Raw genomic sequence first — 25,733 nt, 5'->3', positions numbered from 1 at the left:
CTCTATCCCGTCAGGGGGCGATCTTCCCGAATGTGGCGGGGTCGACGGGCCGTTGGCGACGAGGGAGGTTCTCCACGACGAGAAGGTACGACTCGGTCACCAGCTCCCGGACGAGGTCCTGCGGCAGCTCGCCGCCGGGGCGGAGCGAGATCCAGTGCTTCTTGTTCATGTGATAGCCGGGGATGATGTCATCGAACTGCCGGCGAAGCGCGTCGCCGTCTTCGGGTGCCGACTTGAGGGTCACCATCGCCTCGCCGGTGGCCGAAGTGAGCAGCATGAACACCTTGTCGCGCACTTTGAACACGTCCCATTCGGGGCCGAAAGGATGCTCGAGTCGAGCCCCCGGCAGTTCCTCGGCGCGGTCGCGCGCACACTGCTGCAGGCGGTCACCTTTCATGAGCACTCCACCCTCGAGACAATGAGAACCACGGTGACACCACCGTACCCACCTGCACCGACAGAGACGGCGGCGGAGCCGGAGAACAGGATCAGTGCGGCGCGTGGTACTCGGCTTCGCCGCGCTTCCAGTAGCCCTTCACGACGGCGTTCGCGGTGTCGACGCCCCAGCGGCCGAGCAGCGCACGGCCTGGCTTGACGATCGACTGCTCAGCGGCGATGAAGACGAACGGGTCGGAGCCCACGGCGTCTTCGGCGGTCAGGCGCTCGAGGAAGGCGATGAGCGCGGAGCCGGAAGGAGCATCGCCGCGGTGCAGCCACTCGACCTCGACCGGCGCTTCGATGTCGAACTCGCGGCCCTGATTGACGGTCTCCACCACGATGCGTGCCGGGGTTCCCTCGGGGATCAGCGCGGCGAAGCGGCGGATCGCGGGGATCGCCGTCTCGTCGCCGACGAGCAGCCATCCACCGGGCTCGCCGACCAGCACGGCCGACCCGCGGGGGCCACCGACGCCGATGGACGAACCGAGCGGAGCCGTCGCCGCCCACGGTGCCGCGACGCCCTGATCGCCGTGCACGGCGAACTCGACGTCGAGCCAGTCGTCGCCCCAGTCCAGTGGCGTGTATTCACGGCTCGGAGAAGCACGCAGCTCCTCGACGGAGCCGACCGGCCCCGCCGGGAAGAACAGCCGCATGTGGTCGTCCGAGCCCAGCGACTCGAAGCCGGCGAGGTCGGAGCCGGTCAGCCGCACCCGCACGAAGTCCGGAGCCAGCCATTCGCGGGCGCTCAGAGTCACGGTGCGGAAGCGCAGCTCAAGGCCGCGACGCTCGATCGAGAAGCCGGATTTCGTATCGCTCATGAAGTAAGGCTAACCTAAATAAGTCGAGGGAAGGGCACCCTAACCTCGACGACCCGGCGCCCTCGTGTGCGCACAGATCCCGCAGAACAGGAGTCTCTCCATGTCCGTGCCCAGAACCCTCACCGCCACGAGCGCCGCGCTCGTCGGCCTCCTCGCCCTCGCCGGCTGCGCTTCCGGCAGCACGGCTGAACCTGCGAAGGACGAACCCGCGGCGGCATCCGTCACGATCGAGGACAACACCGGCACGCACGAGATCGCGACCCCTCCGGCCTCCATCGTCGCCCTCGACAACCGCACCTTCCAGACGCTCTCGGACTGGGGAGTCGAGCTCTCGGCCGGCGCCGTCGCGCTCATGCCGGAGACCGTGTCGTACGTGAAGGACGACGGCATCGTCGACATCGGTCTGCACAGCGAGCCCGACCTCGAGGCCGTCGTCGCGGTCGAACCCGACCTCGTCATCAGCGGCCAGCGCTTCACCCAGCACAACGCGGCCATCGCCGACCTCGTCCCCGACGCGACGATCATCGATCTCGAGCCCCGCGAGGGCGAGCCCTTCGACGCGGAGCTCAAGCGCCAGGTCACCGTGCTCGGCGAGATCTTCGGCAAGCAGGACGAGGCGAAGAAGCTGGTGGACGATTTCGACGCGGCCGTCGAGCGAGCCCAGGCCGCCTACGACGACGGCGACACCGTCATGGCCGTGAACACCTCCGGCGGCGAGATCGGGTACCTCGCCCCGACCGTCGGCCGCTCGCTCGGCCCGATCTACGACATCCTCGGCCTGACTCCCGCTCTCGAGGTCGAGGACGCGACCGACGACCACCAGGGCGACGACATCTCGGTCGAGGCGATCGCAGCCTCGAACCCCGACTGGATCCTCGTGCTCGACCGCGACGCCGTGTTCGCTGCGGAGACCCCCGACTACGTCCAGGCGGCCGAGATCCTGGAGAGCTCCGAGGCCCTCTCCGGCGTCACGGCGGTCAAGGACGAGCAGATCGTCTACATGCCCACCGACACCTACCTGAACGAGGGCATCCAGACCTACACGACGTTCCTCGAGGACTTCGCCGACGCACTCGAGGCCGCGAAGAACTGAGGTAACGCGGCGGCATCCGGATGACCCGGGTGCCGCCGCACCGTCATCATGGTCTCCACCGACATCACCCAGCCGTCCCGGAACGCCGGGCGGCTCTTCGACGGCACGCTGCTCATCGGCGTGCTCGTCGTCGTCGTGCTCCTCGTCATCTCGCTCTTCACCGGCGTGTACGACATCGCCGGAGCCGACGACGGCGCGGAGATGTTCCAGATCACGCGCGTCCCCCGCACGATCGCCCTCGTCCTCTCGGGGGCGGCGATGGCGATGGCGGGCCTCGTGATGCAGCTGCTCACCCAGAACCGTTTCGTCGAACCCACCACCACCGGAACCACTGAGTGGGCAGGACTCGGGCTCTTGACGGTCATGATCCTCGTCCCGCAGCCGTCGCTCCCGCTGCGGATGGCGGGAGCGGTGCTCGCGGCGTTCGTCGGCACGATGGTGTTCTTCGCCTTCCTGCGCCGCGTCGCCCTCAAGTCCTCGCTCATCGTCCCGATCGTCGGCATCATGCTCGGCGCGGTCGTCGGCGCCCTGTCGACCTATCTCGCTCTCGCCACCAACTCCCTGCAGATCTTGGGCGTCTGGTTCGCCGGCAGCTTCACCTCGGTGATGCGCGGCCAGTACGAGATGCTGTGGATCGTCGCGATCATCGGCGTGATCGTCTTCCTCGTCGCCGACCGCCTGACCATCGCGGGGCTCGGCGAAGAGGTCGCCACGAACGTCGGGGTGAACTACAACCGGATCATCCTGCTCGGCACGGTGCTCATCGCCGTGACGACGGGGGTGGTCACGGTCGTCGTCGGCAACCTGCCCTTCCTCGGGCTGATCGTGCCGAACATCGTCTCGATGGTGCGCGGTGATGACCTGCGCAGCAACCTGCCCTGGGTGTGCTTGCTCGGCATCGCGATCGTCACGGTGTGCGACATCATCGGGCGCACCATCATCATGCCGTTCGAGGTCCCGGTGTCGCTGATCCTCGGGGTCGTCGGCGCCGCGGTGTTCGTGCTGCTCCTGTTGAGGCAGCGTCGACGTGGTTAGCGGCGTGGGGGAGCAGCTGACGACGACCCCGGCGACGCGCTCGGCCGGCTCGTTCACGACCCCGCGTGCGCGTCGGCGTTACCTGATCGTGCTGGGCATCCTCATCGTCCTGGCCGCGGGATCCGGATTCGGCCTCCTCGCGTGGGGGAACCCCATGCCCGTCGGCTCGACGGGGTTCTGGCGCATCGCCCAGCATCGCGCGATCGATGTGACGGTGATGGCGCTCGTCGCGGTCGCGCAGGCCATCGCCACCGTGAGCTTCCAGACGGTCACCAACAACCGCATCATCACCCCGTCGATCATGGGCTTCGAGTCGCTGTATCGCGTCGTGCAAACCTCGACCGTCTACCTGTTCGGGGTTGCCGGGCTCGTGGCGATCCAGGGTGTCGGGCAGTTCGCGATCCAGGTCGCGATCATGGTCGGGCTCGCGGTCGCGCTCTACGGCTGGCTGCTGTCGGGGCGCTACGGCAACCTGCAGATCATGCTCCTGGTGGGCATCGTGATCGGGGGGGGACTGGGCGCGATCGCCACGTTCATGCAGCGACTGCTCACCCCGAGCGAGTTCGACGTGCTCGCCGCCCGGCTGTTCGGCAACGTCTCCAACGCCGATCCCTCCTACCTCCCGTTGGCGGTCCCGCTCGTCATCGCGGCATCCGCGCTGCTCTGGCTGCGGTCCCGCCGGCTGAACCTGATGGCCTTGGGTCCGGATGCCGCGCGCTCCCTCGGCGTCGACCATCGCCGCGAGCTCTTCATCGTGCTCTTCCTGGTGGCCGTGCTGATGGCGACCTCGACCGCGCTCGTCGGTCCGATGACGTTCCTCGGATTCCTGGTGGCGACGCTGGCGTATCAGTTCGCCGACACGCACGACCATCGGCTCATCTTTCCCGTCGCGGTGCTCACGGCGTTCACCATCCTCGCGGGCGCGTACTTCGTGATGAAGAACGTCTTCTACGCGCAGGGGATGGTGTCGATCCTGATCGAGCTGGTCGGCGGCACCGTGTTCCTCATCGTCATCCTCAGAAAGGGCAGACTGTGATCGCACTCGACGGCGTCCGCCGTGACTACAGCAGCGAGGTCGCGATCGGCCCCGTCGATCTCGAGATCCCCGCCGGCGGTATCACCGCGCTCATCGGACCCAACGGCGCCGGCAAGTCGACCCTGCTGACGATGATCGGTCGGTTGAACGGCATGGATGCCGGCACGATCGAGATTGCCGGACTCGATGTCGCCTCCACCAAGTCGAAGGACCTGGCGAAGGTCGTGTCGATCCTGCGCCAGGAGAACCACTTCGTCACCCGGCTCACCGTGCGCCAGCTGGTGGGTTTCGGACGCTTTCCGCACTCGAAGGGGCGGCTGACTCGGGCGGACGAGGAGATCATCAGCCAGGCGATCGACTTCCTCGATCTCGGGCCTCTCGAGGGGCGCTATCTCGACGAGCTCTCCGGCGGGCAGCGCCAGCGCGCCTACGTCGCGATGGTCTTGGCGCAGGACACCGAGTTCGTCCTGCTGGACGAGCCGCTGAACAATCTCGACATGCGACACGCGGTGCAGATGATGAAGCACCTGCGCCGAGCGGCAGAGGAGCTCGGACGGACGATCGTCATCGTGCTGCACGACATCAACTTCGCCGGGCACTACTCCGACCACATCTGCGCCATGAAGGACGGAGCGGTGGTGGAGTTCGGCTCACCGGCCGAGATCATGACCGACGAGGTGCTCACGCGGGTGTTCGACACCCCGGTCCGTGTCGTCGAGGGGCCGTCGGGGCCGCTCGCCGTCTACTACTGAGCGACTCGATGCGGCGCGTGAGGCTGCGCTCAGAGCTCGATGCCGTGGTCCTCGTCGTTGACCCCGGCGTTGTTGCCGCGGCGCGACTCGTAGCCGAGGAACCATCCCAGCCAGACGATCGCAGCGAGGAGCACACCGAGCCAGACGTTCTGGAAGATCAGCCCGACCACGACGCCGACGATCAGCAGGCCGACGGTAATGGAGATGCGTAGCGCTCTACGGGACATGGCCCCAGCATAGGCCGACGGAGTCAGCGGCCGCGATGGTCCTCGGGAGCAAGACGGGGGCCGCGGCGCGGTTCCTGGACCCCGCTGGCGAAGATGAGGCGGATGACGCGCTGCCGCTGACCGGCCCAGGGTTCGAGGAGCTCGAGCATCCCGTCGTCGTCGGTGCGCTTCCCGGTGAGCGCGTGCCCCACCTCGTGCGCCAGGTGGTAGTCGCCGACGCTGACGGCATCGGGGTCTCCCAGCGCGCGGATGCGGGTCTCGGCCGACGTCCAGACGCCGACGCCCGGCAGGCTGGTGAGCACGCGGTCGCGGTCGGCGCCGGTCGTCGCCGCGCTCACGGCACGGGCGATGCGGTCGCCGCGCTCGGCCGCACGCACGATCGTGCGGGACTGCGGTGGCTCCACTCCCGCGCGGTGCCAGGCCCACGAGGGGATGCGGAACCACTGCGCAGCTGTCGGTGCGGCGAACATCGGTCGCGGCGTGGGGCCGGGTGCACGCTCGCCGAAGCGGGAGACGAGCCAGCGCCAGGCGCCGAAGGCCTGCATGCCGGTGACCTTCTGCTCGATGATCGCGCACGCGAGAGCGTCGAACACCTCGTCGGTGCGGGTGAGCCGGAGGCCGGGATGGCGGCGGGCCGACTCGGTGATGAGGGGATGCCGTGCGGCGTCGAAGTCGCCGGGATCGTCGTGTGCGCCGCACAGTGCGGGGACGAGTGAGAGTGCATGCTCGGCGCCGGGTCCCCAGGCCGAGACCTTGACCTCGTCGCCCGACATGCGCAGGGCGAGCGTCGCGGGGCCGAGCGGAGTGCGCACGGCACGCCAGATGACGGCGCCGTCGATGACGGTCGTCGGGTCGTTGCCGCCGCGACGCAGCATGCCGACGGTGCGCCGGAGATCGAGGGGGTGCGGCGGCCGGTAGACCGTCTCCCGGCGAGCATCCGCGGACGCGGCATCGGCCGCTGCAGGATGCTCGATCAGGGTCATGCGCCCACCCTACGCGCCGGTCCTGACACCGACCCCGGGTAGCTCAGAAGCGGTCGGGCGAGGGGGTTCCGTGGCCGTAGCGGATGGCGACGTCGGCGTGGCGGTCGAACCGGTAGCCGATGCCGCGCACGGTGCGGACGATGTCCTCGTAGCGGCCGAGCTTGGCGCGCAGGCGGCGGACGTGCACGTCGATCGTGCGCTCGCCGGGCGTCTCATCGTCCTGTGCCTGCCAGAGCGCGGAGACCAGCTCGCTGCGCTCGATCGTGCGTCCCTCGCGGAGCACCAGGTACTGCAGAAGCTCGAACTCCTTGTAGGTGAATGCCGCGGACTCTCCGTCGATGAGCACGCGCTTGCGGGAGATGTCGACGGTGACGCCGGTCTCCTCCTCCACGATCTCCTCTTCGGCGGCGGCCTTGGTACGAGCGATCGCACCCGGCTCCTGCAGGGCGAGGCGGACGACGTCGAGGTCGCGGCCTCCGGAGCCATGGGGAGCGAGGGCGACCGTGGCGTGCGTCTCGGCGCCCGGTGCGAGCTCAGCGAGAGTGCGGCGCAGGGCGTCGACGAGGAGGGGGAGGCTCACTCCGGCTTCGGCCGCCTTGATCTCGTCGAGTCCGACGTAGAGGGCGAAGCCGCGGGGCGAGCGGACGGCGGGCAGATCGGCTCCGGCGGCGGCCAGGGGAGCAGCGGCGTCCGGCTGCGTGCGGATCGCGGCGGTGGTGGCGGGACGCTCGAGAAGTGCGGTGTTCGACATGATGATGAGTCCTCAGGACGTGAGCCCGGATCGAGCGGGGCTCTGATGCGTTGCATGAATGACCGGCGGAGCCGGGAAGCGAGCAAAGGGTGGATGCTCGGTGACTCTGACCTCGCAGATGGCGAGGCGTCAGGTCAGGCGGGGTGGCTGTTCGTTCAGCGACACATTCGGCAACACATGCCAACGCGACCGGGCATCATCATCCCGGCAGTCCTGTTCGCCTCCTGGGCGGACAAAGGGCTTGCGTTGGTGGTCATGGGGGGATTATGTCCGATCGTGACCGCTCATGTCAAAACGCCCGGGCGTCGGCGAGCGGGCGTAACGTTGTGCGGATGACGATCTCGCACACTGTCGGCGGCTTCATCCTGACCGACGAGAAGGACGCGTCGCGCTACACGCTCATGCGCGACGGAAAGCTCGTGAGCGTTCTCGACTACCGCGACGACGGACACACGATCGCTCTGACCAGGGCCTTCACGGTCCCGACTTTCCGCGGCAACGGCTATGCCGGGAAGGTCGTCGAGGGGGCCGTCGCCGACATCGAGGAGCGCGGAGACCGCAAGGTCGACGCTGTCTGCTGGTACGTCGCGGACTGGTTCGCAGCGAACCCCGAGCACGCCCCGCTGCTGCGCTCGCGCTGACTCGCCTGCTGTATGACGCCGTGTTACGGACGCCTGCTGCGAGGATGGGCCCATGAAACTCGCTGAGGCCCTCACCGCACGCGCCGATCTGCAGCGCCGCATCGAGCAGCTGCGTGCCCGCATCGTCGCGAACGCCCGCTACCAGGAGGGTGAGGAGCCGGCTGAGGATGCCGCGGCCCTCATCGTCGAAGCGGACGCCGCACTGATCCAGCTGCGCGACCTGATCCGTCGCATCAACGCGACCAACGCACGACTCGAGTTGGGCACGGACGGCACGATGACGGATGCGCTCGCCGCCCGCGATGTGCTGCGTCTGCGCCACTCCGTGCTGACGGATGCGGCCGCCGCGGCATCCGGATCGAACGACCAGTACCTGCGCCAGATGCGGTCGGAGCTGCGGCAGGTCTCGGCGTTGCCGGTCGCGCAGCTGCGATCGAGGGCCGACGCCGTCGCGCGGGAGCTGCGTGAGCTCGACAACCGGATCCAGCAGGCGAACTGGTCGAACGACCTCGAGGAGGAGAGCGGAAGTCGGTAGTCACGACGAAGCGGGCACAACCCTCAGCCGGCGGGGCAAGCCGGCACCTGTTGGGCGGAGGGCAGCCCTGATATCGCATCGCGCAGCCCCGCACGCCGCACAGGTGAAGGTGCACAGCGCATCTCGCATCACCGCGTGCCGATCGTCGCGACGAGGGTGGGTCAGGGGACCTTCCGCTTCCTCCTCGAACATCATGCGATAGAATGGAGTTCTGCTCAGCCCCGTTGGCTGAGGTGGTCAGGCGCCGAGAGGCGTGCTGATCCGAGGCTCGAAACCTCCGGCATCCTCATCAGACACCGGAGGTTTTTCCATGTCTTCATCCCTGCGCGCCCATCCACATTCCCGGTGGTGGGCACTCATCGTCATCTCCCTCACTCAGCTCGTCGTGGTGCTCGACGGCACCATCGTGAGCATCGCGCTGCCGCGCGCACAGGCCGCTCTCGGTCTTACCGACGGGCAGCGGCAGTGGGTCGTCACGGCCTACGCCCTCGCGTTCGGTGCGCTCCTCCTCTTCGGCGGACGCCTCGCCGACTACATCGGCCGCAAGCGCATCTTCATGATCGGCATGATCGGATTCGGCGCGGCATCTCTGTACGGCGGATTCGCACAGCAGGGGTGGGAGCTCATCCTCGCGCGCGGACTCCAGGGCGTCTTCGCAGCGCTGCTCGCTCCGGCGGCATTGGCGCTCTTGACGGTGTCGTTCCCCTCCGGCCGCGACCGCAACACCGCCTTCGCCGTGTTCGGTACCGTCGCCGGAACGGGGGCCGCGGTCGGCCTGCTGCTCGGCGGGCTGCTGACCGAGTTCGCCGACTGGCGCTGGTGCCTCTTCGTCAACCTCTTCTTCGTCGTGATCGGACTCATCGGCGGCGCTCTCTTCCTCACCGAGAGCAAGGCCGAAGGCGAGAACCGGTACGACGTCTGGGGCACCATCACGGTGACCCTCGGGCTCGGGGCACTCGTCTACGGGTTCAGCCTCGCCGAGCACGGCTGGGGCGATCCACTGACGATCACGTTCCTGGTGCTCGGTGTCGTCCTGCTCGCGGTCTTCGTCTGGATCGAGAGCCGGGTCGCGCAGCCGCTGCTGCCGTTGCGGATCGTGGCCGACCGCGTCCGGGGTGGGGCGTTCCTCATCCAGGGTGTCGCCGGCGCCATCATGATCGGCGCCACGATGTACCTCACGTTCCACCTGCAGTTCGTGCTCGGGATGGGGGCGTTCCCGGCGGGACTCGCCACGCTGCCCCTGCCGATCGCGACGATGATCATCGCACCGATCGCGACCCGGCTGCTGCCGGTGATCGGACCGCGGCCGATGCTCATCGTCGGACCGCTGCTCGCAGCGGCGGGGATGGTGTACCTCTCGGGGATCACGCCCGATGGCGCATATCTCCTGCAGGTCGCCCCTGCGCTGGTGGCGCTCGGTGTCGGCATGGCGTTCATCTTCATCCCGCTGCAGAACCTGGCGCTGTCGGGGGTGGCCCCGCACGACGCCGGTGTCGCATCGGCCATGGCGAACTCGGCGATGCAGATCGGCGGATCGATCGGTCTGTCGGTGTTCACCGCCGTGTACGCGGCTTCCGTGGGCGGTCATGCTCAGGCCGACGTCACGCCGTCGCAGTTGACCGACGCATACGGCTGGACCTTCATCGCCGCAGCGATCTTCATGGTCGCCGCCTCGGTGATCGCGGTCTTCCTGGTGCGCGGCACCAAGGACGAGCTGATGCCGGCGCAGGGCGAACGAGCCCTCGCCGCGCACTGATCCGTGGTCGCGGCATCCGCCCGGGCGCAGATCGCTTGATTCCCACCCCGGGAACGGATGCCGCGGCACGCCTAGGACGTAATGTCCGAGGGTGTTCGTACCGTGTGAGTATGCGAATCCTGCACACCTCCGACTGGCACATCGGCCGGACGTTCCATGGCAACTCGACCATGGACGCGCTGGCCGAGGTGCTCGGCGCGCTCACGGAGCAGGTTCGCGAGAACGCGGTCGACGTCGTCGTCGTCGCGGGCGACGTCTTCGACTCCGCCGCGCCGTCGGGCGCCTCCTACACGCTGCTCGGCGATGCTCTGGTGTCACTGCACGAGACGGGCGCCCGCGTCATCGTCACGAGCGGCAACCACGACTCGGCCGCGCGGCTCGGTTTCCAGGCGCGGCTGCTCCGCGACGGCATCCACGTGCTCACCGATCCGCTCGCGGTCGGCGTTCCGGTCACCATCGCCGATGCCGAGGGGCCGGTGCACTTCTTCGGCATCCCGTATCTCGAACCGGCGATCGTCCGTCAGCACTGGCCCGAGGGCGACAGTTCGGGGCGGCAGCTGCGCACGCAGGCGCAGACCATGGCCCATGCGATGGACCTGGTCCGCGCGGGCATGCGCGAGCACGCGGGGCGCTCGGTGGCGATCGCGCACTGCTTCGCGGCCGGCGTCGACGCGACCGTCGGGCTCGAGCGCGAGGTGCGCCAAGGCGGACTCGACGTCGTGCCGCTGAGCGTCTTCGACGGCCCCGATTACGTCGCGCTCGGGCACATCCACGGGCGCCAGCAGATCAGCGAGCGCGTCCGGTACGCAGGTGCCCCGCTGCACTACAGCTTCGGCGAGCAGGACAAGCCGCGCGGATCCTGGCTCGTCGACCTCGACGCCGACGGCCTCGCCGCGGTCGAGTGGCTCGACCTGCCGGTGCCGCGTCGGCTCGTCACGCTCACGGGCTCGCTCGAAGAGATCCTCGCAGCCGACAACGTCGCCGCGCACGCCGACGACTGGGTCTGCGCCATCTATACGGATGCGGTGCCGCAGTCCGAGCCGATGCGGCGTCTGCGAGAGAGCTATCCCCACTGCGCGATGGTTCAGCACCAGCCCGCAGCTGTCGCAGAGGTGGAGGAGAAGTCGTACGTGCAGCGGCTGCGCTCCGCCGTCACCGACGCCGACCGCATCGAGGCGTTCCTCGAGCATGTGCGGGCAGGACACGGGCCCACCGAGGTCGAGCACGAGCTGATCCGCGCGGTGCTCGATGAGCGCGTGCGCGCGGAGGCACTCGTCTAGATGCGTCTCCATCGCCTGGAGGTCGAAGGGTTCGGTCCCTTCCGTTCGCGGCAGGTCGTCGACTTCGACGCGTTCGCCGACGACGGCATCTTCCTTATCGCCGGCCGGACGGGAGCGGGCAAGTCGAGCATCCTCGACGCCGTGTGCTTCGGACTCTACGGAGGCGTGCCGCGTTACGACGGCGGTGAGAAGCGGTTGCGCAGCGATCACTGCGAGCCCGACGATCCGTCGGAGGTGGTTGTCGAGTTCAGCACGCCGGCCGGCCGCTTCCGCGTGACCCGCTCGCCCGAGTACCTGCGTCCCGCCAAACGTGGCGGCGGCATGACCAAGCAGGCCTCGGCCGTCGCCCTCGACGAGTGGACCGATGCCGGCTGGGTGGGTCGCGCCGCTCGAGCCGTCGATGTCGCAGGCGAGCTCGACGAGATCCTCCAGCTCAGCCGCGAGCAGTTCCTCCAGGTGATCCTCCTCGCGCAGAACCGATTCTCCGAGTTCCTGCTCGCGGGCAGCAGAGACCGCCAGGCACTGCTGCGGCGGCTGTTCGGCACGCAGCGGTTCGAAGACGTGCAGGCACGGTTCGACGAGCGGCGCCGGGAGGCGGAACAGACACTCGGCACTCGGCTCGCGACGGTGAACGCGCGTATCGACGAGGCCGAGCAGCTCGTGAGCACGAGCGGGCTGTCCGGCGACTCCGAGGACGGGACTCCGCCGGCGGAGCGCCCGGCGGCATCCGCGCCCTCGTCGGTCGAAGAGCGTCTCGAGGCACTGCGGCGTGCGAGGGCGCGGGCCGACTATCGGGCGGAGCGCCGCGCCTCGGAGCGGGCGGAGGCGGAGAAGCGTGCGGCCGATGCCGACGCGGCGTTCGCCACGGCTCGCGAAGAACAGCACGCCCAGCGGGAACGCGATCGCGCCAGGGCAGCTCTCGCGCGGCTGGATGCTGACGCGCCTTCAATCGATGCGGCCCGTGCAGAACTCGCGGCCGCGCGCGCCGCCGAGGCGGTGCGGTCGACGATCGCTGCCGCAGCCCGGGCACAGACGGCGGTCACCGTCGCGGCCGAAGACGAGCAGCGGTCGCGGGAGGTGTGGGAGACATTCGAGCTCGCCGTCGACGGCGACCTCGAGGAGTGGGCGGCTGCACGCACCAGGGAGAGCGGTTCCTGGGAGCGCGCGCGGGAGCTCGAGGGGCAGGCACCGGCGCTCGATGCTGAGCTGCAGTCGGCCGAGGAGGCCGTGGCGGCGGCGACCACACGCCTCGAGGCCGGAGAAGCCGAACGCGCCACTCTCCCCGCCGCGATCACCGCGCTGACAGCGGAACGCGACGAGAAACGCCGCCTGGCCGACCGGGTGGGCGATGCCCAAGCAGCCCAGGAAGAGGCAGACGCTCGACGAGCGGCGGCCCACGAGGCGGAGCGGCTGCAGAGAGCACAGGCCGCGACCGAGATCGAGCTCACCGATGCCACGACCGTGCACGCCGCCGCGCAGACGGACCTTGCGCAGTTGCGGCAGCGTCGCATCGACGGGATGTCGGGCGAACTCGCCTCGAGCCTGCGCCCCGAGCATCCGTGTCCGGTCTGCGGCTCGCTCGAGCATCCGGCTCCGGCCACGCACGTCGACCCCGTGTCACCCGAAGACATCGCTGAGGCAGAGAAGGCCCGCGACGCCGCGGCGCAGCGGGAACGCGAACTCTCTTCGGCGTCTTCGACCCTGCGAGCCGAACTTGCGGCGGTGACTGCCCGTGCCGACGGGCGGAGTGTCGATCAGGCCGAGACCGAGCACGAGGCGGCCGCCTCAGCGCATGCGCGCAGTCTGTCCGCCGTCGACGAACTGAAGACGCTCGACGTGCAACTGAGCGAACTCGTCGCCCGGGTCGCGCAGCTCGACGCCGAGAAGACCGAGGGCACGGCGGCGCTCGCTCAGGCGCGGGAGCAGCACGCTCTGCTGCAGCAGCGGAGCACCGAGGCCCGCGAGCTGATCGCCGAGGCGCGAGGAGTCTTCGATACGGTCGCCGAGCGTCTTGCCGACACGGCCGCGAAGATCTCTGCCGCCCGCGGGGTCGCTCAGGCGACCGCAGAACGTCTGCGGAGGACGCAGGCTCTCGCCGAGGCAGAGACCGAGAGGGATGCGGCACTCGCCGACTCCACGTTCGACGATGTGGAGTCCGCCGAACGTGCCCTCCGCCCGGCGGCGACGCAGGAAGCTCTGGATGCGCGGATCGCTGAGCACGCCGTGCAGCGGGAGAAGGAACGGGCGATCCTGTTCGATCTGGAGCTGCGGACGCTGCCGGAGGAGCCGATCGACCTCACGCCCGTCGAAGAGGCCTCGAAGGCCGCCCGAGCGATCTGGACCGACGCGGTCGACGCGGCGGCTCGAGCGGCGGGCACGGCCGAACGGCTGGCTGGTCTGATCGAATCCGCCGCCGCCGAGCACGCGCGCACCGCCACCGATGCCGCCGAATTCGAGGTGCTGCAGAATCTCGCGGACACGATCGCCGGGCGAGGCGCCAACACCCGCAAGATGACGCTGGAGACGTTCGTCCTCGCGGCCGAGCTCGAAGAGATCGTCGAAGCGGCGAATCGGCGTCTGCACGACATGTCGACGGGCCGCTACCAGCTGCAGCACTCCGACGCACTCGCGGCTCGAGGGGCAGCATCCGGGCTCGGGATCGTGGTCTCCGATGCCTTCACCGGCCAGACCAGGCCGCCGCAGTCGCTGTCGGGCGGCGAGACGTTCCTCACCTCACTCGCGCTCGCACTCGGTCTCGCCGAGGTGGTCACTGCGCGGGCCGGCGGAATCCGCCTCGACACGCTGTTCATCGACGAGGGCTTCGGCTCCCTCGACGGCGACACGCTCGACGTCGCCATGCGCACGCTCGACGAACTGCGGCAGGGCGGCCGGACGGTCGGAGTCATCAGTCACGTCGAGGCCATGCAGGAGCAGATCCCGGCGCAGCTCACCGTGCGAGCGCTGCCGAACGGTCCGAGCATCATCGAGGCCCGCTGAGCCTACGCGGAAGCCGATGGCCTCCGCCGGGTCAGACCCCGTACTCGGTGCGGATGAAGTCGCGCAGCTGCACGCTGCAGCGGGCGACCGCCTCGCGCCAGTCGGTCAGAGCGCCGTCCTCGGCCTGATCGGACACGGCACGGAACACGCGGATCGGCACGCCGAACTGTCCGGCGACCCAGATGTACGCGTAGGTCTCCATGTCGACCAGTGCCGCCCCCGACGGACGGATCACGGCGGTGACCTCGGCATCCTCGACGAAGTGGTCGCCTGTCGCGATCAGCACGCCGTCGCGTCCGGTGGCGACCCGCGCCGGCAGCGAGACGTGCTGGCCGGCCACGCCGTCGAGGTCGGTGACGTCGTGCTGGAACGCGGTGCCGACCTCGTGGACGGTCGCTTCCAGGTCGGGATCGATCGCGCCGGCCGTGCCGACGACCACGATCTCGTCGTAGACGGTGGCGTCGAGCGCACGCGTCAGGGCGTACGTCGCCTGCAGCTTGCCCGGGCCGGTCACGAGACGGTCGAAGCCCTCGAGTTCCTCGGGGAAGGCGGACAGTTCGGATGCGAGCGCGGCGACGAGGAGTTTCACTGCCCCATTCTCTCAGGTCGTGACTGACAGGAACGTGCGAACGCCGCGGCGTCACCCCGACGTAACACGGAAGCGGGATACTGATTCGAGGAAACGAGCGGAGGATCACATGTCGTTGCAGCAGCAGATCTCTGAGGACCTCGGTGTCAGGTCCGAGGTCGACCCCGAAGCCGAGACCGAGCGTCGCATCGGTTTCCTCGCCGACTACCTGCGCACGACCGGAGCGAAGGGCTATGTGCTCGGGATCTCCGGCGGGCAGGACTCGACGCTGGCCGGTCGCCTCGCCCAACTCGCGGTCGAGCGGGTGCGGGCCGAGGGCGGCGAGGCGAAGTTCCTCGCCGTGCGTCTGCCCTACCGCGTGCAGCACGATGCCGACGATGCCCAGGCCGCACTCGCCTTCATCGCGCCCGATGCCTCGGTCGAGGTCAACATCCAGAACGGCGTCGATGGTGTCGAGGAGGACATCGAGTTCGCGGTCACGAGCGACATCAGCGACTTCAACCGCGGCAACATCAAGGCACGCGTCCGCATGGTCACGCAGTACGCGCTCGCAGGTCACGACGGACTCCTCGTGATCGGCACGGACCACGCCGCCGAGGCGGTCACCGGCTTCTACACGAAGTTCGGCGACGGCGCGGCCGACATCCTTCCGCTGTCCGGCCTCACCAAGCGTCAGGGGCGCTCGCTCCTGCAGTTCCTCGATGCGCCGGATCGGCTCGCATTCAAGGTGCCGACCGCCGATCTGCTCGACGGGCAGCCCGGTCGTGCCGATGAGGACGAGCTCGGTCTCACCTACGAGCAGATCGACGACTTCCTCGAGGGGCGCTCCGTCGATCCCGAGGTCGCCGGTCGCATCGAGGCGCGATACCTCGCCACGCAGCACAAGCGGCACCTCCCGGTGACCCCCGACGACACCTGGTGGCGCTGACCGCACGTTCGCATCTGCGGAGGCGCCGCTTCGCGTCGTGTCGGATGCCGCGGATAGTGTCGAAGCATCCGACAGAACGGGAGCATCGTGCGGATCGACACTCAGGCGCAGCGCGTCATCTGGAGCGCGAGCGACCTCAAGGCGGCCGCCGAATGCGAGTTCGCGTGGTGTCGGGCGATCGACGCGAAGCTGGGGCGGGTCCCTGCCGTCGAAGAGCCCGAAGACGCGACGCTGAAGCGGGCCGCCGAGCTCGGCGACGTGCACGAGCAGAACGTGCTCGCCCGGTACATCGATGAACTCGGCGATGCGAGTGTCCACCGCATCGAGAAGGTCTCGTCGGTTGATGCCGAGGCGCTGGCGGCCGCGATCGACGAGACGGTCGCGGCGCTGCGCTCCGATGCGCTCGTGGTGTTCCAGGCGGCTTTCTCCACCGACGAGTTCGTCGGATTCGCCGACTTCCTCCGCAAGGACGACGACGGCCGGTGGCGCGTTCAGGACTCCAAGCTCGCGCGCAAGGCGCGAGTCACTGCCCTCATGCAGCTCGCGGCATACGTCGACCAGCTCGACCGCCTCGGCATCCCCCGGTCCGACGAGGTCGACCTGATCCTCGGCGACGGCACGCTCAGCACCCATCAGGTGGATGATCTCCTTCCGCTCTTCCAGGTGCGGCGCGCTCGGCTGCGGGCGCTCATCGCCGACCGGCGCATCGCCGATGGGGCGGCGGGTGCGCCGCTCGCCTGGGGAGACGATCGCGGCGACCTGCAGATCGTGGCCTGCGGACGCTGCGCGACCTGCGAGGAACAGGTGCTGGCGCACCGGGACCTGCTGATGGTCGCGAGGATGCGCCCGGTGCAGCGTGCGCGACTGCGGGCGTCCGGGATCGAGACGATCGATGCCCTGGCGGAGGCATCGGGGCCGCCAGCGGGGATGAACATCGACACGTTCGAGACGCTCCGCGACCAGGCACGACTGCAGTTGCGCGCCGATGCCGAGAGGCGGCCCACCTACGACGTGCACTACGCGCCGGCGATCCACACCCTCCCGCTGCCCAGCCACGGCGACATCTTCTTCGACTTCGAGGGCGACCCCCTCTACACGGAGCCGGCCGCCGACGGCGAGGGGCACTGGGGAATCGACTACCTCTTCGGGTGGGTCGACAACGCCGACCAGTACTCGGCCCTCTGGGCGCATACCTTCGCCGACGAGAAGCGCGCGCTCGAGACGTTCCTCGACTTCGTGAATGCGCGCAGGATCGCCCACCCCGGCATGCACATCTACCACTACGCGCCCTACGAGACCTCGCACCTGGTGGCGATGGCGGCACGGCATGGGGTGCGCGAGGGTGAGGTGGATCGGCTGCTCCGCGAGGGCGTGTTCGTCGACCTGTATCCGCTCGTGCTGCGGACGGTGCGCGTCGGTTCGCGCTCGTACTCGATCAAGAAGCTCGAGCCGTTGTACATGGGCGCCGACGTGCGAACCAGCGACGTGCAGAAGGGCGACGACTCGATCGTGCAGTACGTCGCGGCTCGTGAGCTCGCGGCTGCGGGGGAGCAGGCCGGGGCCGACGCGGTCCTGGCAGACCTCGCCGACTACAACCGCTACGACTGCGTGTCGACCAGGCGCCTGCGCAACTGGCTGATCGACATCGCGCGTAAAGAGGGTGTCACCCCGGCCCCGCCCGACGAGGCTGACGAGGTCATCTACGAGCCGTCGCCGCGCTCGGTCGCCCTCCTCGCAGATGCCGAGCGCGCCGTCGAGGCGGGTGGTGACGGGCTCGTTCATCGGCTCGCGGCCGCCGCGATCGACTACTTCCCGCGCGAGGCGAAGAGCTTCTGGGTGTCGCACTTCCAGCGGCTTCGCGAGCCGGTGACCATGTGGGACGGTACGCGCGATGTGGTGCGGGTCGACCGCCCGTCCTCGACCGTCCGTCGTGACTGGAGCATCGGTGAGGGGCGTCGGGTGATGTCTCGTGACGTCGAGATCCGTGGCGAGGTGTCGCCCGGCACGACGCTCGGCGCCGGGTCGCAGCCGTTCGCGCTCTACGGCGTTCCGGCGCCGTTCGACACCGAGGTCCCTTCGCGGGCGGTGCATGTGCCGCACACCGTCACGGTGGCGGAGGTGCTCGACGACGGCTACCTCATCACCGAGTCGGCGGTGCAGGGGCAGACCTGGGACGAACTGCCGCTCGCCCTCACCCCGGCCGCACCGCCACGCGTCGTGTCCCTCCAGGGCGCGATCGACGAGTGGGTCGATGCGGTGCACACCGCGGCTCCGGGGTTCCCCGACGATGCGGCGACCGACATCCTCCGTCGGATCCCCCCGCGCACCGTATCGGGCGCGCCGCTGCCCGCCCCGGGCGACGACACGGTCGACGCGATCGTGACGGGGGTGCTCGACCTCGACCACAGTTATCTGGCGGTGCAGGGCCCTCCGGGAACGGGCAAGACCTACACCGGATCCCGGGTCATCGCACGCCTCGTGAACGAGCACGGCTTCAAGGTCGGCGTCGTCGCGCAGTCGCACGCGATCATCGAGACGCTCCTCGAGCGAGTGGTAGCCGACGGTGTCGCGCCGGCTCAGGTCGCCAAGGCCCCGAAGGACCCGAACGGGGAGCATTCCTACACGACCATCCCGAAGACGGGGATGGCGGCGTTCCTCTCCGAGCATGCCGGTGAGGGCGCCGTCGTGGGCGGGACGGCCTGGGACTTCAGTAACACCCAGCGCGTCGAGCGAGACGGCCTCGACCTGCTCGTGATCGACGAGGCGGGGCAGTTCTCGCTCGCCTCGACCATCGCGGTCGCCGCCGGGGCGAAGCGGCTCCTGCTCCTCGGCGATCCGCAGCAGCTTCCGCAGGTGAGTCAGGGAGCCCACCCCGAACCGGTCGATGCCTCCGCGCTCGGCTGGGTGATGGACGGCGACCCGGTCGTGCGGCCGGAGTACGGCTACTTCCTCGCGCGCTCCTGGCGCATGCATCCGTTCGTCGCGGCCCCAGTGTCGAAGCTCGCCTACGCGGGGCAGCTGGCGTCAGCCCCCGGCACCGAGCTGCGTTCGGTCCAGGGGATCGACCCCGGCCTGCACGTCGTGCCGCTGCGGCACCGCGGCAACTCGACGCAGTCGCCCGAGGAGGCGGCCGAGGTCGTCCGGCTGGTCCGCGACCTGGTCGGTCGCACCTTCACCGACAACGACGAGTCCCGGTCAGCCAGGCCGCTCGTGCCCACCGACATCATCGTGGTCACGCCGTACAACGCGCAGCGTCAGCTCGTGCTCGACGCGCTCGCGGCGGCCGGGTACCACGACGTCCCGGTCGGCACGGTCGACAACTTCCAAGGCAAGGAGGCGGTCGTCTCGATCACCTCGCTCGCGGCCTCGAGCGGTCGGGACGCCCCGCGGGGCCCGGAGTTCCTGCTGCTGCAGAACCGACTGAACGTCGCGATCTCCCGCGCGCAGGCCGTCGCCTATCTGATCCACTCGCCCGCACTGCTCGACGATCTTCCGTATACCCCGGAGGGGGTGGCCCGCCTCAGCGCCTTCGCGCGTCTGGTCGGTGCGGCGGACTGACTGCCGCGCGGCCTCTGCGGCCCCGCGACCGCGGTGCGGAGTGCAGCCGCGGCGTGCAGAACGACCGCGGTGCGGAGTGCAGAGAGCCGGGTCAGACCGTGCCGTAGAGCCGATCGCCGGCGTCGCCGAGCCCGGGCACGATGTACCCCTTCTCGTCGAGACGCTCGTCGAGTGCACCCAGGACGAGGGTCACATCGCGGTCGCCGGCCATGGCCTCGATCGCGGCCACGCCCTCCGGCGTACCCAGCAGGCAGATCGCGGTGACGTCCTTCGCGCCGCGGTCGAACAGGAACTGGATCGCCGCGGCGAGCGAGCCGCCGGTGGCCAGCATCGGGTCGATCGCGAAGCACTGACGGTCGCTGAGGTCGTCGGGGAGACGCTCGGCGTAGGTCGTCGGCTCGAACGTCGTCTCATCGCGGACCATGCCGAGGAATCCGACCTCGGCGGTCGGAAGCAGCTTGACGAGGCCCTCGAGCATGCCGAGGCCGGCGCGCAGGATCGGCACCACGATCGGTCGCGGCTCCGAGATCTTGACGCCCATCGTCGTCGTCACCGGGGTGGTGATCTCGATCGGGCTCACCTTCACGTTGCGGGTCGCCTCGTACGCGAGCAGCGTGACGAGCTCCTCCGTCAGCTGCCGGAACACCGGTGAGGGGGTGCGCACATCGCGCAGCACCGAGAGCTTGTGAGTGATGAGAGGGTGGTCGGCCACGTGAACGCGCATGGATACAGGGTAATGCGCCGCGCCTCCGGGAACGACATCGTGGCCCCCGACGGTGGCCGGTGGCTGTCGTAGGCTCGACGCATGACCGCTGCCGACGACCTCGCGATGGGGCGTGCGCTCGAGCTCGCTGCCGAGGCCGCTGCGGCGTCGGAGATCCCCGTCGGCGCTGTGATTCTGGATCCCGCCGGACGGCTCATCGCTGAGGGACGCAACACCCGCGAGGCCACGAACGATCCGACCGGGCATGCCGAGGTCGAGGCGCTGCGGCGGGCGGCGGCGTCCGTCGGCTCCTGGAATCTCGAGGGGCACACGCTGGTCGTGACCCTCGAGCCGTGCATCATGTGCGCCGGTGCGATCCTGCAGGCCCGCGTCGGTCGGGTGGTCTTCGGCGCGTGGGACGACAAGGCGGGCGCGGCCGGCTCCATGTACGACGTGCTGCGCGATCGGCGACTGCCCTATCGGGCCGAAGTGATCGGCGGCGTCGAGGCGGATGCGGCGACCGCACTGCTGCGGGCGTTCTTCGAGCAGCGGCGCTGAGTTTCGGCGACGTCTCTCCCGAGCGGGAGCGGGAGGGGGAGCGTCAGCCCTCGGTCTCGACGGTCGACCAGACGACGTCGACGAGGCACAGCCCGTCCTCCGTCTCGCGATAGAAGACGTCGCCGGGGAACTCCTCGCCGCCGGCCACACGCTCCTCCGGGAGCGAGAGGTTGATGGTCCAGTCCGGGTCTCGCAGCGCCTGGTCCGGCCAGTACTCGGCGACGAAGTCCCCGGGTTCCTCGGCCGACAGCCCCGACCAATCGGCGGGCTCCCGCAGTTCGGGCTGCTCGCCGTCGCAGACGTACGCGTCGGCGTCACCGGAAGCGGCCGCATCGATCAGGTCTTCGGTGGTCTGGATCACCCCGGCGCCGTCCGCACCCCAGATCACGGTGTCCATCGAGCACGACGACAGCGCGACGGTCAGGGCAGTCGCGGTTCCGACGCTCAGAAACAGTCTCGTGCGCTTCATGGAGCCGACGATCAGTCCGACGACTTCAGCACGAAGACGTCGGTCGACGGCTCGGGGTCGATCGCCGGGCGGTAGACATCCGGCTCGATGTACACGATGCGCGCGACCGGCACGGCTTCGCGGATGCGTGCCTCGATGGCGTTGATGTCGTCGGCGGCCTCGCGCAGCGGCTTGTCGGCGTTGAGGGCGATCTTCGCGGCGACCATCAGCTCGTCCGGGCCGAGGTAGAGGGTCTTCATGTGGATGATCTTCTCGATCTCGTCGCCCGCGTTGATGGCATCGACGATCCGGTCGTGGTCGGCCTGGGTCGCGCCCTCACCGACCAGCAGGCTCTTGGTCTCGATGCCCAGCACGATCGCGATCAGCACCAGCAGCACACCGATCATCACGGTGCCGAGTGCGTCGAACACGGGGTTTCCGGTGAGCAGTGTGAGCCCGACGCCGAGCAGAGCGAAGGTGAGACCGGTCAGAGCGCCCACATCTTCGAGCAGCACGACCGGCAGCTCGGGGGCCTTCGAACGGCGCACGAACGACACCCACGACTGCCCCTTCTCCCGCACGAGGTTGCTCTCGCGCACGGCCGTGCGCAGGGAGAACGACTCCAGCCCGATCGCGACGACGAGCACGACCAGGGGCAGCCACCACCAGGTCTTGTCCAGCTCGTGCGTGTTCGTGAGCTTGTCGATGCCCTCGTAGATCGCGAACAGGCCACCGACCGAGAACAGGATGATCGAGACGACGAACGCGTACACGTAGCGTTCCCGGCCGTACCCGAACGGGTGCGCGCGGTCGGCCTCCCGCTTGGCCTTGCGTCCGCCGAGCATCAGGAGCAGCTGGTTGCCCGAGTCGGCGACGGAGTGGATGGCCTCGGCGAGCATCGAGGCGGAGCCGGAGAGGGCCCAGGCGATGAACTTCGCGATGGCGATACCCAGGTTCGCCAGGAACGCCGCGACGATGGCCTTGTTGCCTCCGGATGCACTCATGGGACGAGTCTAGAACCGCCCGCCCGAGGTTGCGGGAGTGCCCGCCGTAGGATGACGACATGGCTCACTCGCTTCCTTCTCTCGCTTTTCTCGGTGCCGGTTCGATGGGCGGTGCGATCCTCCGGGGTGTGGTCGCCTCCGGCATCCGGATCGACGGCGGGATCACCGCGACGAACCGCACCGCGGAGAAGGCCGAGGCGTTCGCCGGCCTCGACGGGGTCACGAGTATCGCGCTCGCCGAACGGCCGGACGGCAACGCCGAGGCCGCCGCTAGCGCGCGGATCGTGCTGGTCGGCGTCAAGCCCGCGATGGTGCCCGACCTGCTGCGCGAGATCGCTCCGCACCTGACGGACGACGCGATCGTGGTGAGCGTCGCCGCCGGCGTCACGCTCCAGACCTTCGCCGACGTGCTCGGCGCCGACGCCCGCGTCATCCGCTCGATGCCGAACACGCCGTCGACCGTGCGCAAGGGCGTCACGGGGCTCGCTGCCGGTTCCGCCGCCACAGCCGAGGATCTCGCCCTCGTCCGCCGGCTGTTCGAGACCGTCGGCGCGGTCGTCGAGGTTCCGGAGTCGCAGATCGACGCGCTGTCCACGATCTCGGGCTCCGGCCCCGCCTACGTGTACCTGCTGATCGAGGAGTTCACGAAGGCCGCTATCGACATGGGCTTCGCCGAGGCCGACGCCAGGCTGATGGTGGAGCAGACCTTCATCGGCGCGACCGCGCTGCTCGACGCGTCGGGGGAGGCCCCCGCCGAGCTGCGGCGTCGCGTCACGAGCCCCAAGGGAACCACCGAGCGTGCGGTCGCCGTTCTGCAGGACGCGCAGCTCGACCGTACCTTCGCGGATGCCGCGGCCGCAGCCCTCGCACGGGCGAAGGAACTCGCCGCCGGGGCCTGAGCCATGCAGCTGCGGATCGAGGGAGTCATCTGGTACTGGCGCGGGCCGGCGCCGTTCCACTTCGTCACCGTGCCGCCGGCCGAGAGCGAGATGATCCACGATGTCGCGTCGATCGTCACGTACGGGTGGGGGATGATCCCCGCATCCGTCACCATCGGCTCCACCACCGTGACCACGGCCCTCTGGCCGAAGGACGGTGGCTACATCGTGCCGATCAAGAAGGTGCTCCAGGACCGCGAGGGTCTGGGCGTCGATGACGTGGTCGAACTCGTCCTCGACATCGACGCCTGACCGCCCGACCCCCGCTCAGCTCTCGCTGGAGACCTCGGCGAGAACTTCCGGCCAGCGCCGGTTCAGGATGCTGCCGCCCAGCACCGCCCCGCCCCACAGAGCCGCGGCGCCGAGCACGACACCGCAGCCGAGACTCACCCAGCCGAGCGCAGGATTCCAGATGCCCGCGATCGCGAAACCGAGCGACGGCGCCCCGAGCACGAGCGTGATCGGTCCGATGATGATCATCGCCAGCAGCGACTGCACGCCACCGGAAGAGCCGCGGCCGAGGGGGTTCGCCTCGGGTGCGGGCGCCCGACCCGGAAGGAAGCTGCCCACCCAGGCCCCGGCGCCTGCCGAGATCGCCGTCAGGCCGAAGGCAGACCCGATGCTTGCGGGGAGCAGGTCCCATCGGCCGGCGATCAGGCAGGTGGCGGCGCACAACAGCAGCGTCACGGGAATCGCGATCAGCCCGAATCCGAGCAGTCGCCCTGCCCGGTCCGCCGCACCGCTGACGCCGTTCAGGATGTGCGCGGCGACCGCGTCGTTGTCGTAGGCGATCGCCATCTGCATGATCGTGCCGGTGAGGAGCGCGTTGATCGTCGGGATGAGGATGATGGCCGGACCGAATCCGATGGACTCGTCCTGCAAGCCGTTCATCAGGGAGAGGCCGATGAAGATCGCGGGCAGCAGCAGGAGCATCACGATGTTCACGATCTGCCGGGGGTCCCGCCGGAAGTACCGCAGCGTGCGGGCGGCGATCGCACCGACCGGGCTGGCCGGCAGTACCCGATCGAGCAGCCCGACCGAGCGCACGCGTCCGCCGCCCGTGTCCTGGATGGGGGCGACCAGCCGCGCAGCGAGCAGGCCCTGTGCCGCGAACCACAGTGCCGCGACCGTGGCGAGGGCGATGAGCAGACGGAGTGCCGCGGTGAGGAGGTCGCCCTGAGCGACGGATCCGGATACGCCGAAGACGGCGCCCACCGGTGTCCACGCGGCGATGTCGGCGATGGTGGTGAACGCTCCGCCGACATCGTTCACCCGGACCAGCGCGCCGATCCCCACGTTGAGCAAAACACCGGACGAGGAGAGGAGCACCACGCCGACGATCACCACCAGGTCGCGGGCGCTGCGTCGGGCGAGCCAGCCGGCCAGCACACCGCTCACCACGCGGGCGCCGAGCACGCAGGTGGCGACGGCGACGGGGATCATGATCAGCGCGGTCAACAGTGCGGGCAGGCTCACCGACCACCCGAGGAGCATGAGGAGGAGTGCGAGGGTGGTGCCGATGCCGCCCACCGTCGTCGCCCCCGCGACGACGAAGCCCGGCAGCAGGGAGCGGGCGGTCAGGGGGAGGAGCGCGAACCGCTCCGGTGCGAGCGAGTCGTCGGCGCTGACCAGGATCGACCCGATCCACCACCCGAGGACGATGACCGCGCCCGCCAGCACGAGCGCGGTGACGGCGGCGTCGGGGGCGGCGAACCGCAGTGCCACCAGTCCTGCCGTCAATGCGGCGAGGAATCCGAGCGCGAACAGCCCGGTGATGACCAGGGTGACGATCATCCAGGGATTGCGCGACAGCTGATGGCGCAGCTGGCGCCAGCGCAGGCTTACGAGGAGCGCAACCATGCGAGCGTCTCCGTCCCGAGGTCATGCGCCCCCACCAGGGCGAGGAACCGCTGCTGCAGCGACAGTCCGGCGCGCACCTCGTCGAGCGTCCCGTTCGCGAGCAGGCGTCCCTCGGCGACGATCGCGACCCGATCGCACATCGACTCGACGAGCTCCATCACGTGGCTGGACAGCACCACGGTGCCGCCACCGTCGACGAACGCCCGCAGGATCTGCCGGATCGTCTCGCCGGACACCGGGTCGACGGCTTCCAGCGGCTCGTCGAGGATCAGCAGGCGAGGCGCGTGGATCAGCGCGCATGCCAGACCGATCTTCTTGCGCATGCCTGCCGAGTAGTCGACCACGAGTCGGTCTCGAGCGTCGGTGAGGCCGAGCGCGGCCAGGAGCTCGTCACTGCGAGAGACGACCTCGGCTTCGGCCATGCCGCGCAGCAGTCCGGTGTAGCGCAGCAGTTCGGCACCGGTGAGGCGGTCGAGCATGCGGATTCCGTCGGGGAGCACGCCCATCCGGGCCTTCGCGTCGGCAGGGTTCTGCCACACGTCGGCGCCCAGGACCCACGCGGCGCCGGCATCCGGCCGCAGCAGACCCGTGGTCATGGCGAGGGTCGTGGTCTTGCCCGCGCCGTTGGGGCCGAGGAGCCCGAGCATGGATCCGGCCGGCACATCGAGGGAGAGGTCATCGACCGCGATCTTCTGCCCGAATTGCTTGCGGAGCCCGCGGAGGGCGAGGACGGGAGGGGCCGCTGCGTTGTCGGTCATGCGTCCCATCCCACCACGGCCGTGCACGACGGTGCATCCGCCGCGAG

General features: G+C 69.4%; 25 protein-coding genes. 14 read left to right on the top strand and 11 right to left on the bottom strand.

Annotation, left to right across the window (positions count from 1 at the left end; genetic code table 11):
* Positions 1-10: 10 nt before the first annotated feature.
* Together BQ2383_RS14570 and BQ2383_RS14565 are read right to left on the bottom strand one after the other, a co-directional pair.
* The gene (locus BQ2383_RS14570; protein ID WP_091035904.1) at positions 11-397 is read right to left on the bottom strand and encodes an MmcQ/YjbR family DNA-binding protein; all 387 of its coding nucleotides are present in this window, start codon (positions 395-397) and stop codon (positions 11-13) included.
* 91 nt (positions 398-488) lie between these two features.
* Complete coding sequence (locus BQ2383_RS14565; protein ID WP_091035461.1) at positions 489-1,256, bottom strand: siderophore-interacting protein; 768 nt, start codon at positions 1,254-1,256, stop codon at positions 489-491.
* 100 nt (positions 1,257-1,356) lie between these two features.
* Here BQ2383_RS14565 and BQ2383_RS14560 point away from each other — a divergent pair, with 100 nt between their 5' ends.
* Genes BQ2383_RS14560 through BQ2383_RS14545 form a run of 4 tightly spaced genes read left to right on the top strand, consistent with a single transcriptional unit; the run spans position 1,357 to position 5,172 of the window.
* The gene (locus BQ2383_RS14560; protein WP_091035458.1) at positions 1,357-2,349 is read left to right on the top strand and encodes a siderophore ABC transporter substrate-binding protein; all 993 of its coding nucleotides are present in this window, start codon (positions 1,357-1,359) and stop codon (positions 2,347-2,349) included.
* 48 nt (positions 2,350-2,397) lie between these two features.
* Entirely contained in the window at positions 2,398-3,384 is a 987-nt protein-coding gene (locus BQ2383_RS14555) for an ABC transporter permease (protein ID WP_091035455.1), read from the top strand.
* On the top strand, positions 3,377-4,420 hold the full coding sequence (locus tag BQ2383_RS14550; protein WP_244176021.1) for an iron chelate uptake ABC transporter family permease subunit: 1,044 nt from the start codon (positions 3,377-3,379) through the stop codon (positions 4,418-4,420). Before BQ2383_RS14555 ends, BQ2383_RS14550 begins: the two co-directional genes overlap by 8 nt.
* Positions 4,417-5,172 (top strand): iron ABC transporter ATP-binding protein, encoded by a 756-nt coding sequence (locus BQ2383_RS14545; RefSeq protein WP_091035451.1) that lies wholly within the window; start codon positions 4,417-4,419, stop codon positions 5,170-5,172. The genes BQ2383_RS14550 and BQ2383_RS14545 overlap by 4 nt, the downstream gene beginning before the upstream one ends.
* Before the next feature lie 29 nt (positions 5,173-5,201).
* Here BQ2383_RS14545 and BQ2383_RS14540 read toward each other — a convergent pair whose 3' ends face one another.
* The 3 genes from BQ2383_RS14540 to BQ2383_RS14530 are packed head-to-tail and all read right to left on the bottom strand — an operon-like array spanning position 5,202 to position 7,133.
* Positions 5,202-5,399: a hypothetical protein gene (locus tag BQ2383_RS14540; protein WP_091035449.1), complete on the bottom strand. Its 198-nt coding sequence runs from the start codon at positions 5,397-5,399 to the stop codon at positions 5,202-5,204.
* A 23-nt stretch (positions 5,400-5,422) separates the two neighbouring features.
* A complete protein-coding gene (locus BQ2383_RS14535; protein ID WP_091035447.1) occupies positions 5,423-6,382 on the bottom strand; it encodes a DNA-3-methyladenine glycosylase family protein in 960 nt (319 codons plus the stop codon).
* Positions 6,383-6,425: 43 nt separating this feature from the next.
* Complete coding sequence (locus BQ2383_RS14530; protein ID WP_091035444.1) at positions 6,426-7,133, bottom strand: winged helix-turn-helix domain-containing protein; 708 nt, start codon at positions 7,131-7,133, stop codon at positions 6,426-6,428.
* A gap of 332 nt (positions 7,134-7,465) precedes the next feature.
* Between BQ2383_RS14530 and BQ2383_RS14525 the strand changes: the two genes are divergently transcribed.
* From BQ2383_RS14525 to BQ2383_RS14505, 5 genes are all read left to right on the top strand, one after another.
* A complete protein-coding gene (locus BQ2383_RS14525; RefSeq protein WP_029263834.1) occupies positions 7,466-7,774 on the top strand; it encodes a GNAT family N-acetyltransferase in 309 nt (102 codons plus the stop codon).
* A gap of 52 nt (positions 7,775-7,826) precedes the next feature.
* Complete coding sequence (locus BQ2383_RS14520; RefSeq protein ID WP_091035441.1) at positions 7,827-8,309, top strand: DIP1984 family protein; 483 nt, start codon at positions 7,827-7,829, stop codon at positions 8,307-8,309.
* A 310-nt stretch (positions 8,310-8,619) separates the two neighbouring features.
* Positions 8,620-10,065: an MFS transporter gene (locus BQ2383_RS14515; protein ID WP_091035438.1), complete on the top strand. Its 1,446-nt coding sequence runs from the start codon at positions 8,620-8,622 to the stop codon at positions 10,063-10,065.
* Between the two features lie 110 nt (positions 10,066-10,175).
* Positions 10,176-11,345 (top strand): exonuclease SbcCD subunit D, encoded by a 1,170-nt coding sequence (locus BQ2383_RS14510; protein ID WP_091035435.1) that lies wholly within the window; start codon positions 10,176-10,178, stop codon positions 11,343-11,345.
* Positions 11,346-14,342, top strand: coding sequence for an AAA family ATPase (locus BQ2383_RS14505; protein ID WP_091035433.1), 2,997 nt, complete (start codon positions 11,346-11,348; stop codon positions 14,340-14,342).
* Between the two features lie 31 nt (positions 14,343-14,373).
* On the opposite strand, the gene BQ2383_RS14500 is transcribed toward BQ2383_RS14505, so the two are convergent.
* The gene (locus BQ2383_RS14500) at positions 14,374-14,931 is read right to left on the bottom strand and encodes a nucleoside phosphorylase (protein ID WP_029263839.1); all 558 of its coding nucleotides are present in this window, start codon (positions 14,929-14,931) and stop codon (positions 14,374-14,376) included.
* Positions 14,932-15,040: 109 nt separating this feature from the next.
* Here BQ2383_RS14500 and nadE point away from each other — a divergent pair, with 109 nt between their 5' ends.
* Positions 15,041-15,859: an ammonia-dependent NAD(+) synthetase gene (gene nadE, locus BQ2383_RS14495; protein ID WP_091035431.1), complete on the top strand. Its 819-nt coding sequence runs from the start codon at positions 15,041-15,043 to the stop codon at positions 15,857-15,859.
* Between the two features lie 87 nt (positions 15,860-15,946).
* Positions 15,947-19,417 carry a TM0106 family RecB-like putative nuclease gene (locus tag BQ2383_RS14490; RefSeq protein ID WP_091035429.1) on the top strand — a complete coding sequence of 1,157 codons (3,471 nt, stop codon included), beginning with the start codon at positions 15,947-15,949 and terminating at the stop codon, positions 19,415-19,417.
* 91 nt (positions 19,418-19,508) lie between these two features.
* On the opposite strand, the gene upp is transcribed toward BQ2383_RS14490, so the two are convergent.
* On the bottom strand, positions 19,509-20,141 hold the full coding sequence (gene upp, locus BQ2383_RS14485; RefSeq protein WP_091035426.1) for a uracil phosphoribosyltransferase: 633 nt from the start codon (positions 20,139-20,141) through the stop codon (positions 19,509-19,511).
* 81 nt (positions 20,142-20,222) lie between these two features.
* Here upp and BQ2383_RS14480 point away from each other — a divergent pair, with 81 nt between their 5' ends.
* Positions 20,223-20,678, top strand: a complete 456-nt coding sequence (locus BQ2383_RS14480) for a nucleoside deaminase (RefSeq protein ID WP_091035424.1) — start codon at positions 20,223-20,225, stop codon at positions 20,676-20,678.
* A gap of 43 nt (positions 20,679-20,721) precedes the next feature.
* Here BQ2383_RS14480 and BQ2383_RS14475 read toward each other — a convergent pair whose 3' ends face one another.
* Positions 20,722-21,147 (bottom strand): hypothetical protein, encoded by a 426-nt coding sequence (locus BQ2383_RS14475; RefSeq protein ID WP_091035422.1) that lies wholly within the window; start codon positions 21,145-21,147, stop codon positions 20,722-20,724.
* A gap of 11 nt (positions 21,148-21,158) precedes the next feature.
* Positions 21,159-22,130 (bottom strand): cation diffusion facilitator family transporter, encoded by a 972-nt coding sequence (locus BQ2383_RS14470; RefSeq protein ID WP_091035420.1) that lies wholly within the window; start codon positions 22,128-22,130, stop codon positions 21,159-21,161.
* Positions 22,131-22,189: 59 nt separating this feature from the next.
* Between BQ2383_RS14470 and proC the strand changes: the two genes are divergently transcribed.
* Positions 22,190-23,029 (top strand): pyrroline-5-carboxylate reductase, encoded by an 840-nt coding sequence (gene proC, locus BQ2383_RS14465; protein WP_091035416.1) that lies wholly within the window; start codon positions 22,190-22,192, stop codon positions 23,027-23,029.
* 3 nt (positions 23,030-23,032) lie between these two features.
* Entirely contained in the window at positions 23,033-23,320 is a 288-nt protein-coding gene (locus BQ2383_RS14460) for a DUF1905 domain-containing protein (protein ID WP_091035414.1), read from the top strand.
* Positions 23,321-23,335: 15 nt separating this feature from the next.
* Here the strand turns inward: BQ2383_RS14460 and BQ2383_RS14455 are convergent, their stop codons facing one another.
* Both BQ2383_RS14455 and BQ2383_RS14450 read right to left on the bottom strand, forming a co-directional pair.
* A complete protein-coding gene (locus BQ2383_RS14455) occupies positions 23,336-24,928 on the bottom strand; it encodes a hypothetical protein (protein WP_091035411.1) in 1,593 nt (530 codons plus the stop codon).
* Positions 24,910-25,686, bottom strand: a complete 777-nt coding sequence (locus BQ2383_RS14450) for an ABC transporter ATP-binding protein (RefSeq protein WP_029263849.1) — start codon at positions 25,684-25,686, stop codon at positions 24,910-24,912. The genes BQ2383_RS14455 and BQ2383_RS14450 overlap by 19 nt, the downstream gene beginning before the upstream one ends.
* Positions 25,687-25,733: the final 47 nt, after the last annotated feature.

Origin of the sequence: Microbacterium oxydans, assembly GCF_900095745.1 — a bacterium.
GTDB lineage: Bacteria > Actinomycetota > Actinomycetes > Actinomycetales > Microbacteriaceae > Microbacterium > Microbacterium oxydans_B.
The sequence above is the reverse complement of the archived record's forward strand: the minus strand, read 5'-3'. Positions and strand labels throughout refer to the sequence as shown.